The sequence below is a fragment of the Colwellia psychrerythraea genome, from assembly GCF_000764185.1.
GTDB classification, from domain to species: Bacteria; Pseudomonadota; Gammaproteobacteria; order Enterobacterales; family Alteromonadaceae; genus Colwellia; species Colwellia psychrerythraea_B.
On the sequence record NZ_JQEC01000045.1, the window covers coordinates 80734 to 91847 of the forward strand.

Consider the following 11114-nt stretch of genomic DNA (forward strand, 5'->3'; position numbering starts at 1 on the left):
TACTCTCTATTTGATATTTATTACTTTATATATACAACAATGGTACACCATTAGTCAGTAACTCAATAAATGAATTAAATGAAATCCAATTCCACCATGTAAAATGCAGCAGAGTTAATATGAACAATAAAGCCTTATTATGTTAATTAACCATAATCGGCTATTTATTATTTCAGTTACTTCAATAGACTGTGAGTGCGTACATTAGTTTTGCTCTTTTTTCTGGTGTTCCTGTGGCAAGATAGCATTTAGAGCTATTGCCACTAAACCGCATAAACTAATGCCTGTCAGGCTAAAGTCAGCATTACCAATAGCCATGCCACCAATACCAAAGACTAGCGTAGTTGAGACTATGACAAGGTTTCGCTGCTCAGATAAGTCTACTTGAGCTTTTATTAAGATATTCATGCCTACGCCAGCAATAGAGCCAAAAAGTAGAATTAGAATACCGCCCATAACGGGCGCAGGAATAGTTTGCAGTGCGATACCAAATTTAGCAACAAAAGCTAGGCCAACAGCAAAAGCCGCTGCCCAGAGCATAATTTTAGGGTTAAACATTTTGGTGAGCATTACAGCGCCAGTAACTTCTGAATAAGTAGTATTAGGCGGTCCGCCGAATAAAGAAGCTAAAGAAGTGGCTAGGCCATCACCTAATAGTGTCCGGTGTAATCCAGGTTTTTTGGTGTAATCTTTGCCCGTTACACTGCCAATGGCTAATATATCACCAACATGTTCTATGGCAGGAGCAATAGCTACCGGTAACATAAACAAAATAGCGCTAAGATTAAATTCAGGTGTAATAAAATTAGGTATAGCAAACCATTCACTGGTTGCAATAGCGTCAGTACTCACCATGCCCATAACAGATGCCATGATATAACCCACCAGTACGCCTGCCATAATGGGGATTAAACGAAAGATCCCCTTACCTAAGGTCGCTACTAAGACTGTCGTTAATAAAGCTGACATTGAAACTATCAAAGAATCAGCATAAGGAAAAAGCTCAGCGGCACCATCACCGGTTTTACCCATTGCCATATTCACTGCAATAGGTGCAAGACTAAGCCCAATAACCATGATAATTGGACCTGTTACCACTGGTGGCATCAACTTATGTAAAAATCCAGCACCACGAACTGCTACTACTGCGGCAATCAAGACATACATTAACCCGGTGACAAATAATGAGCCCATAGCCGCGGCAATGCCCCAGGTTTGTACTGAGTAGGCAATTGGCGCGATGAAAACAAACGAAGAGGCCAAAAATAAGGGGACTTGCTGCTTGGTAATGAATTGGAATAACAGCGTACCAATACCTGCGGTAAATAGCGCTACGCTTGGGTCTAACCCTGTGATTAATGGCATTAAAACCAGCGCGCCAAAAGCGACAAACAGCATTTGCAGACCAGCAAGGGCATTACGCCAAGTAGGTTGATTAAAACTGCTTTGATTTAAAGACGGTTCGGTCATAAGATTGCCTTGATAGTGGTTTTACTTACCATAAATTGTTAGCTTAATTTGTTGACTAAGTTATCGCCTATTTAATGGCTGATAACTTAGTAACTATTGCTTAGTCTCATTAATTAGCTGTATTTACTTGGTACCAAAGATTTTATCACCGGCATCACCAAGCCCAGGGATGATATAGCCATTTTCATTCAAGTGATCATCAATAGATGCTGTATAAATATCTACATCTGGGTGAGCAGCTTCTACTTTGGCAATACCTTCAGGTGCTGCAACCAGTACCAAAGCACGAATGTCTGTACAACCAGCCTCTTTGAGAATATCGATAGTCGCATTCATTGAGCCGCCAGTAGCAAGCATAGGATCTATGATCAAAGCCATACGTTGATCTATATCACTCGCTAACTTATCAAAATAACTAACCGGCTCTAACGTTTCTTCATCGCGGTACAGGCCAACAACACTAATTTTTGCACTGGGCATTAGCTCTAGTACACCATCTAACATACCGATACCAGCACGTAGAATAGGTACTACTGTCGCTTTTTTACCGATAAGGCGCTGACCGGTAAGTTCACCATCCCAACCTTGCATTTGAAAATCTTCCAATTTGAGGTCTTTGGTCGCTTCGTAAGTTAATAAACAGCCAACTTCAGCAGATAGTTGGCGAAAGTCACGAGTGCTCATATCTTTGGCGCGCATTAGGCTAATTTTATGTTGTACGAGCGGGTGTTTTATTTCATGTACTGACATGTTTTTTATCCAATGAAAGAAAAGTAAGTTTTCTTATTCTCACATAAATTGGCCAGATATTAGAGGGATTTTATCGCTATTTACCTTTTGGCTCGCCAAGATCAACAATCACTAGGATAAATAGTTTTATCGTTGAGGAAAAATTAACGAGCACTTAGTTTAACTAGAATAATAATTCATACTTATTTTCATGTAACTCAAGTAAAAGCTACTTCACTTAAGTTACTTATTAATTAATCTGTATCAATATTAAGTAAATTTGCTGGAGCAAATTGATCTGTTAATATCGGATTATCGTCGGGCCAATCTTGATGGGCTGCGGTTGACCTCATATTCTGATAAAGCTTTTTCACATCAACACCAATGGCTAATAAATCTATAGCTAATTTACTGACATTTTCATTTTTCCCGCTATCTACATTTTGTTCTAAACCATTATTACGGGCTAAAATTATTCGATTGCTACTATCGGAATTACTCACCTGATAAAAATCACCAAAAACAGATTTATACGTTGCAGACTCATACGCATAGAGCTTACTCGATGAAAAAGTATTCGCCGTAAGTATGCCACTTAATGAAAGTAAACGTTTGATTTCCTCTAAATATTCCTGGGTCATCAAATGCTCTGGTATATAGTCACCGTTAAAAGCATCCAATATTATCCAGTCGTATTCTTGTTTCTTTAACAGTGCTCTTTTGACAAAAACTCTACCATCTTGACTATACGTTTTTATTTGTTCATTTTCTAAATAACCAAAATATTGTCTAGCCACTTTAATAACACTCTCGTCTATCTCCACATTATCAATAAAACTTTCAGGCAGTAACTGATGCAGGGTGTTCGACATTGTGCCGCCGCCAAGACCTATAATCAAAATTCGTTTTGGCTCAGGGTTAACTAATAAGCCAGTTAATAGTTGTTTGGTGTAATTAAATACTAACTCTTGTGGTTGGCTTTTAAGTAGGCAACTTTGCCGTGTTTTACTGCTCTTTACATTAAATTTCAAACAACGTAAATCGCCTTTATCTTCCACAATTATATTTCGATATAAAGAACGTTCACTGTGAACAACTTCTGCCATCGCATTATTAATGATAAAAACACTCAGTACAAAACAGATACTGCTGATAAATTTATTGACTGAATTAAGCATGACTAACATCTCGTTGTATTTTAGTTTTAGATAAACTGGCATTCATTTTTGCCACTGCAATCGTTGTGATACCTAACAAACTGAGTACTAAACTCACACTCAATACAATCGTATCTATATCAAACCACATCACCAAATAGAAAGACGTGATAATGGTACCTATGGCACTTCCTAAGGTAGATACAAAGTACAATTTCCCAGCAACCTGGCCACTTTCATTAGAGTTTTTTACGAGTAACCTAACTGAATAAGGGGACAACATGCCTAAGACGATAGTAGGAATAAAGAATAGCGCTGTCGATGCTAACAAAGAGCCATAACGAGAGTCTTCGACTGCTAGAAAAATACTTTCCATCAACCAAACACTCGAAGTAACTATTGGCAATAAGGTTAGGCCAGCAATGATAAAAATAGCGCCGTAACGGTTAAGTGAAGCTGAATGAGTAGAAAACTTACCACCCAAGAGATATCCGAAAGATAAACTAAGCATAAAAACAGTAATAATACTGCCCCATATATGCACACTACTACCAAAAAATGGCGCTAGAATTCGACCCGCTAACAGCTCAATACACATAATAGAAAAGCCACTGCTAAAGGCTAGGAAGTAGATATAAAGGTTGCTGAAATTAATAGGTTTATTTGATATTTGCATGGCTGATCTGTTTATTATTAGAATTTATATAAACACTGTAAATTATTTCTCTAACTTTGGGTAGTAAACCCCACTAATTCCATTTAGCTATCATTGTTGTTTGTCGACATAAGTTAGTTTTGCTAAAAAAATCCTAATTATTTTTTGTTGTAATGATTTGACAAGCAATAAATATTAAACAGATTTATTGCTTGCTCATTAGTTACTGACTTACTATTTATTAACTATTGATTCAGCTCGATTTAATGATGGTTATAGATTTTTTGTGCAATGAAAATAACAGTTCAGGAAAGTTGTTAAATAGTGCCAAATAGATCAGGTCATACCTCTAACTAATATTTACAAGCCACTTGACAACGCTGTCATTTAGGTTAAATAATAAGCCCTCTTGTAACGACTATGTAAATAAGCAGTTAAGAATCAACAATAATAATAGGCTGACTGATGAATACTAAAAACTTGATTAAACCAACCATAGTGGCCGCGCTATGCACTTCACTATCGATAAATGCTACCCAGCCGCAGGTAGATCCCGACAACCCGAGTGGCTACATTCTCTCTAAAACAGACATACACGCAACAGAAAAAGAAAAAACAATTAACCCCATGTATGACATATGGTCTAAAGCACTTAGAACACAAAGTAATACTATCGTTAATGCTATTTCACCTAACTCAAATACTAACCCAGAAAATGTAAAGCGAGCTGAAAGAGTATTTGGCCAACATGAGTGGAATTTTTTAACAGAAATGGCTGCGCCAGAATACACTTATACTCGATTTCTCAAGGCTATAGGCAAGTTCCCCGCCTTTTGTGGCGACTATACCGATAACCGTGATGCCGATGCTATTTGTCAAAAATCGATTGTTACCGCTTTTGCTCACTTTGCCCAAGAAACTGGCGGCCATATATCTCCAGATAACACTTCAGATAACCCTGCACAGCTTGAAGAATGGCAACAAGCCTTAGTACATGTGCGTGAAATGGGCTGGTCTGAAGGTGAAAAAGGTTATACCACCGGTTGTGGTCAAGACGATTGGCAAAATAGACGCTGGCCATGTGCGCCAAATCAAGGCTACTTTGGCCGTGGTGCAAAGCAGTTATCCTATCACTTCAACTATGGCGCCTTTTCAGAAGTCATGTTTGATGGCGACGCAACCGTGTTACTTAACGACCCTGCACAGGTTGCTGACTCTTGGTTAAATTTAGCGTCTGCTGTGTGGTTTTTCTTAACGCCACAAGCCCCAAAACCAGCAATGCTGCATGTTATTGACCGTACTTGGCAACCATCAGCAACCGAATTAGCCGCCGGTATAGGTTACGGCTTTGGTACAACGATTAATATTATTAATGGTGGCATCGAATGTGGCGCGCAGAACAGAGATAAAGGCCAACCTGTTAACCGCATTAGTTATTGGGTAGGTTTATCTGATCACTACCAAATTATTAAACAAGCGGATGAAGAGAATACCTGCTGGCAACAAACCCCCTTCGGTAGCTTGAATTTGAGCAATGCCGAAGATGTGCTCTACACCAATTGGGAAGGTGACTGGCAATATTACGCCGATCGCCCCGGTGGTTTCTCATTTGAATGTAAATTAGTGGGTTATCAAACAGCATATTCTGCGCTGGTAGCTGGTGACTATGAAAAGTGTGTGACAAATTTCTATGAATCACATGTTAACTGGCCAACTGTACGCATAGTTGAGCAAATAATTGATCCCGTTGAGCCGCCAACCAATGATTCTGAATGGACTGCGAACAAAGTATATCTAGCAAACACGCTAGTAAGTTATTTAGAACAACAATATAAAGCTAAATGGTGGACTCAAGGTGATACACCTTCAGAGGGTGGGCCATGGTTGCTCATTCCTAGTACTCCACCGACTGAGCCAGTGCCACCTACTGAGCCGCCAACTGTTCCGCCGACTGAGCCAGTGCCACCTACTGAGCCGCCAACAGTTCCGCCGACAGAACCAGTGCCTCCTACTGAGCCGCCAACTGAACCTCCTACTGGCATAGCACTTTGGGATATAGGCACCGTATATCACGGCGGTGAGCAAGCGACATATAACGATATCGTTTATACAGCTAAATGGTGGACCAAAGGTAGTCAACCTGATACCAGCAATGAATGGAAAAAATAAAACTGCTTAATAAGCGGCCTAGTAATCGCTTCATTTAAGCCAATTTGGGTAACCTAAAAAGCCTCTATCATTAATGATAGGGGCATTATTTTTCACTAAATGCTAATAAAAAATTAAAATTATTAAATAGGACTATTATTTAATTTAACGACAACATCCAGCTTCTACTCAAGTACTTATTCTACGCTGGTTAGGCAATAAAGAACGCTATTAAAATGTCTATTAGTAAAGGTAATGCCAAGGTAATACTCAGGGTATCAGCTTTAACTATTCGCAACTAACGACTATAGTTATTTAGTACAAGTTCACCATAGAATTTGCTTATAATGAAGACATTACGAAGCTGTTTGACCATTTGTACAGTCTGCTTTTTCACCTCAGTGTTAACCTTGCCCCTTGCTTCAAACTCTTATGCACAATGGAATGGCGATATAACCCTTGCTAGCGACTATCTATTTAATGGTGTTAGCCAAACCGATGAAAAACCAGCCTTACAAGCAGGCCTGACATGGTCAGCTGAAAATGGACTTTATGCAGGTACTTGGGCATCTAATGTTGATTATGATGACTTAGCCAATTTTGAGCTCGATGCCTACTTAGGTTATAGTCTTTCCCTCAATGAGCAAAATAGTCTAGATTTTGGCATTAGTCAGTATAACTATTTCGGTAGCAGCAATAGCTCAACAATAAACTATGCTGAGTTATACATTAAATATCACTTATCACAAAGTTCAATTGCCTTTTGGTATGCATGGGATTATTTCGGCACTGATGCCGGCCATTATATTGTTATGGCCAGCCACAACTTCATTTTAACGGACAGCTTATCCATACTAGTTGGCATTGATAAGTCGACTAGCCTAGATAGTAACAAATGGCAGTGGCAAGCTAACGATGATGATTATATTCACGGACAAATCAGCGTAACTTATTCTTTCAAACATTTTGATTTTTCACTTGGTTTACATGGAACCGACCTAGAGGATTATGGTGATACTAAGCTATTACTTTCTATAAGCCACGGTTTTGGTTAGCCATTATGAAAACAATACGAGCTATAGCTAAAATAACTCAAATAATTTTCTCTATAGGGCTGCTTGTAAGCTTACTAAGCTCAAACACGCTAGCAACAGAGAATAACTTAACAGTTAGCTACTCCCAACATGGTCAGCAATACACAATTCAAGGTGAACAAACAGCCCAAGGTTACCGCTTTAATGCCAAGTCAGATAAAGTTCTAAACCTAGCCACCTTAAACTGGCCTCCTTATATTAGTGAAAGTGTGTGTAATAAGGGCTGGGTATTTCAATTTACCGTCGCCTTGTTAGTCAGCAAAGGCTACCAGGTAAATATTCACTTTTATCCTTGGGCAAGATCAGTAAAAATGGTTGAGCAAGGAAAAATGGATATTCTTTTTCCTGAGTACTTTATTGAAAGTTCTTCTCCGTCAGATTCTGTACCAGGAAAAAAGCGCGAAGAGTTATTAGTGCTATCAAATAAATTCTCCGGCGGTGAATTATCACTACTAAAAAGAAAGGGAGAGTCCTTTGAGTTAAAGGCAGATCTAAGTAACCTTAAGGATAAGATGATTGGTGTCGTGCGTGGCTATCAAAACACCCCTGAATTTGATGCCATGATGGATAGTGAGCAATTTTCTACAATCGATGCTGTTGATGAATTACAACTAATGAGGCTATTAGTGGCTAAGCGGGTAGATTTGATTGTTGGCGATCCCAAGGTTTTTAACTTCAGTGTTAATTACTCAAAATTATCTAATAACAATAAACAAGCTTTATTAAACGGAGTTGAACAAGTAATTCCAGCCTTAAAATATAACCACCTTTATTTTGCCATCAGTAAAATGTACCCAAAACGGCATGACTTACTTGATGATATCAATTTAGCATTAATTGAGTTTCAACAAAGTGGCGAAACAGAAAGGTTTGTCAATATTGGTAGTGGTTGTAAGCTCGACTTTTAGTTACTAATGCTCCTCATCCCAGTTATCGTCAATACCTACTTCAAAAATCAACAGTATACTCGACTTTACAGCATTTGACATCGTCGTCGCCAATGATTGGCTAAATTTTTTGATGCTTTTTAAATGCGTTTGAGCGAGACTGTTGAGTGAAAGTATATCAACGGTAAACTAATACTCTCTTCAATTTTAACTATGTATTTTGAGTTTTTTAATTAACTTGCTAAGTAAAAATAAGACTATAAATTATTCATGAGCTTTGAAGTAACTTTATCAAATGTTGATTTGATTGTGTTTTAGCTAATAGTTAACTTTTTTGAGTAAAGGAAAGATAGAGATTGAATGGGGGAATATTAATAATTTTCAGTAGATTTGTTGTCGCAGTCGTCGAGATTCAACAACAGTAGACACTTGATATAGCCATGGCCCGGAACTTTGCAATAGGGAAATTAAGCTTTGAGTAAATTGACCTGGAAGGGTTGTACAGTAACATGAAAATGGTGGGCCTTCGCTGACTCAATAAAAAACACCAAAACATTGATATAACAACAATTATAAAAACAAAAAGACACAACGTGGTACATCCTTTGGTACATTAAGTAAATGTCACTCGTAGAACGTAAAAATAATTTAAAATAATTTTATATGCCCCTCCACTTAGAACCCATAATTACAAAATATAAGATCACTAATAATTTCATTAGTTTTTTCTTTGAAGTTATCAACATTATATGACTAAGGTAAATCCAAATCTAAGGCTGTATTAATGAAGCTAGATTATCTACCAATTAATACTGTCAGATATTGGTTAATAGCTTATCTATATTCATTAATGCGGAGGCATTCACCTACGGGTGCTTTCTAAAAGAGTAATAAGAGGATATTAGTTAAGCATATAATGTGTTGCATCCACCGATTGAACTCAAGCCACAAAGGAGACATAAGCTATTGCAGCTAATTGGGCAGATTTAATTAGATTTTGTATCGATAACGCCCGAGTTTATTTTTTTGTTAGGTCATTGTTTATTTCCATCTCCCGACAGCCATCCACTGAATTTCTTTAACACCTGGCTGACAAGGATTACCATTGGAGTCTAAGAACGAAATACGCATTCCACTTCTAGTTTTTGTCATAAGCGTCTTAACAGCAGGATGAAACTCTTGAGGAAGCATCTGAAATTCAAATGGCAACGTATTTAAGAATTCAAAAAACCTTTTATTATTTTCTTTTTTTGGATTTATAAGGTAATCAATTCCAGAAAAAATTTGTTCTTTAGTTAAGAAGATCAGAAAATTAACAACAAATAGATTAATAGACTTTTTTTCTTTTAATGGTACGTCATAGTTAATAACCAAATTATTACCCATTTGATCTGTTTTAAGACGTTCCTTATCAATTTCACCAAAAATAGACTCGATGACAATATCTTCAGCGCTATCCAGTATCACGCACCCGGACCATTCTTGCTGACCTTCAAAGTGGACTACATTAGCAAACTCTTTACTAATAAATATTTTTCTTTTGATATCAATAAGGAAATCGCCTTTACCAATGGCACCTCGCAATGGAAGGTTTGAAATAAACCCCATTTCGAATAGAAATGAAACAGCAGCAACAAAGCTGTTTACATTGAATACATCGTCAATTGGGTTTGAAACTAAGATAATCGAATCAGATATAAATTCTGCATATTCAAAGTTTGATCTTCCAGTATTATCACCTTCAGCTTGAAAAAATGTTCTTGTTTTAGCTTCATCAATGAACTCAGAGTATTTCATATGCACATTTTCAAGGGATTCTTTTTTCAAAAAAGCAGTAAAGCCAAGTACATCAAGAAAAGCGATCAATCGGTTATTTAAAATTTTTACTTCCATGTTTTTCCTTCAAAATTTAGCCAATTAAAGAATAGTTAAATTGACCTAACACCGCAATAAGCGGAAAATTATAGTTGGCTAAAATGAACCTAGCCAACTGTTAGCAGTTTGAACGCCTTGTTAGGTTTTAGACACAAGCTAATATATTCTAATTTCTTTATGATCAAGTAGAATATAGCGTAACTTAGTCGTAAACCTAGCAAAACTTGTCGACAAAACCATTCCGTTATTAATATGCAATTGATAACGATCGAACTCACAATTCTTTGAAAACTCTTCGATCAAATTATCGTATTTAATTTGATTATACTCAGGTTGTAATGCGCATATTAATAATTTTTCATTGAAATCAACTTCCTCTTTAATACTGAGAATACAGGACTTACTTTTTGATGATTTAACAACCTTGAATGGTAATACTAATAATTCTTCACCGAGAATAGATTTATTATCGATAACCCTTTCTGAACTTAATATATCGCCTCGTGCATGATGTCCTTTTGATAACCTTTCAAAGATGTTTTTTGATGTTTTACCTACATAATGAATTTTAAAGTTAAAAAAATCGATATAGTTTTCAAACCCTTTAATAAAAGTCTGATTATTACTTTTATAAAACAAAAATTGCCATCCTGTTATTTCAATTAAAGCTTCTGATACAATTTTTTTTGTTCTTTTGTCCTTTAAAAAAACAACAAGATAACAATCTGGATTTGAATAGACCTTAAAGCTAAAAACAACATCACCATACTTCCCGTTAGCGATATCTTTAAACAAATTGGGATGGTTAGCATTTAATATATAATGTATATCTAAGCTGCCGCTAGATTTTGTTATTCCATTTGATAGTGTTATATCAACAGATGAAGAAGAATTATTTTTTTCAATAAAAATTCTTGGATACCTTACTTGAGCAAGTACATATATATTGGCACCAGATAGGGATTCTTTTGTCGCATCACGAGGTTTTTTTTTGCTTATCTCACTATTTGTGAATGGATGACTAACTAAACTTAATTTACTGGAATATGATTTAATCAAAACTCTATACTCAATAGAAACCTAACAGCTTATTATGGAG

Annotated in this window: 9 protein-coding genes; 3 read left to right on the plus strand and 6 right to left on the minus strand. The window is 36.7% G+C overall.

The annotated features are described in order from the left end of the window. Positions 1 to 204: 204 nt before the first annotated feature. The 4 genes from GAB14E_RS06425 to GAB14E_RS06410 form a co-directional block, all read right to left on the minus strand. A complete protein-coding gene (locus GAB14E_RS06425) occupies positions 205 to 1470 on the minus strand; it encodes a uracil-xanthine permease family protein (protein ID WP_033083412.1) in 1266 nt (421 codons plus the stop codon). 123 nt (positions 1471 to 1593) lie between these two features. Beyond that, positions 1594 to 2220 (minus strand): uracil phosphoribosyltransferase, encoded by a 627-nt coding sequence (upp, locus tag GAB14E_RS06420; RefSeq protein WP_033083413.1) that lies wholly within the window; start codon positions 2218 to 2220, stop codon positions 1594 to 1596. A 233-nt stretch (positions 2221 to 2453) separates the two neighbouring features. Then, positions 2454 to 3377 (minus strand): spermidine synthase, encoded by a 924-nt coding sequence (locus tag GAB14E_RS06415; RefSeq protein WP_033083464.1) that lies wholly within the window; start codon positions 3375 to 3377, stop codon positions 2454 to 2456. Beyond that, the gene (locus GAB14E_RS06410; protein ID WP_033083414.1) at positions 3370 to 4032 is read right to left on the minus strand and encodes a fused MFS/spermidine synthase; all 663 of its coding nucleotides are present in this window, start codon (positions 4030 to 4032) and stop codon (positions 3370 to 3372) included. Before GAB14E_RS06410 ends, GAB14E_RS06415 begins: the two co-directional genes overlap by 8 nt. 444 nt (positions 4033 to 4476) lie before the next feature. Between GAB14E_RS06410 and GAB14E_RS06405 the strand changes: the two genes are divergently transcribed. The 3 genes from GAB14E_RS06405 (at position 4477) to GAB14E_RS06395 (ending at position 8161) form a co-directional block, all read left to right on the plus strand. Next, positions 4477 to 6180 (plus strand): chitinase, encoded by a 1704-nt coding sequence (locus GAB14E_RS06405; RefSeq protein ID WP_081967865.1) that lies wholly within the window; start codon positions 4477 to 4479, stop codon positions 6178 to 6180. A gap of 326 nt (positions 6181 to 6506) precedes the next feature. Next, positions 6507 to 7214, plus strand: a complete 708-nt coding sequence (locus GAB14E_RS06400; RefSeq protein WP_081967866.1) for a TorF family putative porin — start codon at positions 6507 to 6509, stop codon at positions 7212 to 7214. A gap of 5 nt (positions 7215 to 7219) precedes the next feature. Continuing rightward, positions 7220 to 8161 (plus strand): substrate-binding periplasmic protein, encoded by a 942-nt coding sequence (locus GAB14E_RS06395; RefSeq protein ID WP_081967867.1) that lies wholly within the window; start codon positions 7220 to 7222, stop codon positions 8159 to 8161. A gap of 1020 nt (positions 8162 to 9181) precedes the next feature. Here the strand turns inward: GAB14E_RS06395 and GAB14E_RS06390 are convergent. After that, on the minus strand, positions 9182 to 10033 hold the full coding sequence (locus tag GAB14E_RS06390) for a hypothetical protein (RefSeq protein ID WP_033083416.1): 852 nt from the start codon (positions 10031 to 10033) through the stop codon (positions 9182 to 9184). Between the two features lie 138 nt (positions 10034 to 10171). Further along, on the minus strand, positions 10172 to 11074 hold the full coding sequence (locus GAB14E_RS06385) for a hypothetical protein (protein WP_033083417.1): 903 nt from the start codon (positions 11072 to 11074) through the stop codon (positions 10172 to 10174). Between the last annotated feature and the right edge of the window lie 40 nt (positions 11075 to 11114).